The sequence below is a fragment of the Bacteroides sp. AF32-8BH genome, from assembly GCF_003435205.1.
GTDB classification, from domain to species: Bacteria; Bacteroidota; Bacteroidia; order Bacteroidales; family Bacteroidaceae; genus Bacteroides; species Bacteroides ovatus.
This window is the reverse complement of record NZ_QVLZ01000109.1, coordinates 1-1,117: the sequence shown is the minus strand read 5'-3', so window position 1 is coordinate 1,117 and position 1,117 is coordinate 1. Positions and strand designations below refer to the sequence as shown.

Here is a 1,117-nt window from a genome sequence, read left to right as displayed (position 1 = left end):
GGTCGGCGTTCTTCGGTATGATGAAACGCTCGATATGTGCGGTCGTTCCGCTGTCGCTGCCGTGCGCCTTTTCCATGTGTAAAACTACGAAACCCATATATTCTTCCTTTCTTTTTTGGCTTGTGAAACAATGATTTTTTGTATCTTCGGGGGCGGCAAATGCCGTCCCCGATGGGGTGTGCAGAGGGGCTTGCCCCTTGCCTTATTGGGGAATTTTCAGCGATACGTAGTATTGCGGCTCGGAAAATTCCCTAATAAGCTACGGTATTTTCTCCGTAAATACCCTGCGGCGTGTCGTCCGTCTGCCCGTCTGCCTTTCGGCTATGGCTGTCCCTGCCGTCTGCTTACCCGTATAACCCCACCTTATTATTTTTCCCTTTCGGTCGGTGGTGGGCGGCGGGGCGGTCGTTTCCGTTTTCAAAGGCTCTTTTGCATGGGGCGGTCGGATACAAGGTTTTCCCGATAAATACGCTCGCAGCGAAGCGAGAGGAAGATTTATCGGGAAACGGTGCAGCCGCTTGACCTTTTAGCCGACATAAAGCCCCGTGCTTGCTTTGCCTTTGTAAACGGAAATGATTGCTCCGCTTTCCTCTGAAAAGAGGAATAGAACCTGCAATATATATCACCATAGTGATAGGTTTGCATGTTTGCATGCTGGTATGCTGGTACGTTTGCATGTTGGTATGTTGATATGTTGGTATATCATCATGCTTTCCAACGGCTGTTGGGCTTGCCGTCCGAAACAACCGACACGAACACCGTCGTTTTTTCTTTTCGCCCGTGCATAATCCTCTCCAACAACACTTTGCGGACTTTCGCCGCCCCGAACGATTCGATACGGAAAGCGAGGGTGGCTATCGTTTCAAGGTTGTAAACCTCTATGCTGTATCTGTCCGATATGCAGATAATGCGCTTTATGTCATATATACTCAAAACTCCGCTTTTGCAGAGTGCCTTTATCCCTGCCCGAACCGTCGGGGCGATAACCCCGAACAGTTCGCAGATTTCCCACTCGGTCATGGCGATTGCACCTATATCGCTCGGCAGGAAGATATTGCCCTGCTCGTCCATCGTGATAATATTCCTTTCTTCTTTCATCGGTATTCTGTTTTTAATT

3 protein-coding genes are annotated in these 1,117 nt (G+C 49.2%); all 3 read right to left on the bottom strand.

Features of this window, described 5'->3' with window-relative positions; genetic code table 11:
* Positions 1–97, bottom strand: a 97-nt coding sequence (locus DWZ47_RS31355; RefSeq protein WP_317126720.1) for a hypothetical protein, incomplete at its 3' end; no start/stop codon positions are given.
* A 247-nt stretch (positions 98–344) separates the two neighbouring features.
* Positions 345–629, bottom strand: coding sequence for a hypothetical protein (locus DWZ47_RS30220; protein ID WP_022600068.1), 285 nt, complete (start codon positions 627–629; stop codon positions 345–347).
* Between the two features lie 76 nt (positions 630–705).
* Entirely contained in the window at positions 706–1,098 is a 393-nt protein-coding gene (locus tag DWZ47_RS30215) for a hypothetical protein (RefSeq protein WP_104368366.1), read from the bottom strand.
* Positions 1,099–1,117 lie beyond the last annotated feature (19 nt).

What these genes read in the sequence shown, in the direction of transcription:
- DWZ47_RS30220 (WP_022600068.1), bottom strand. Translation starts at nt 629, where the DNA reads ATGGTGATATATATTGCAGGTTCTATTCCTCTTTTCAGAGGAAAGCGG.
- DWZ47_RS30215 (WP_104368366.1), bottom strand. Translation starts at nt 1,098, where the DNA reads ATGAAAGAAGAAAGGAATATTATCACGATGGACGAGCAGGGCAATATC.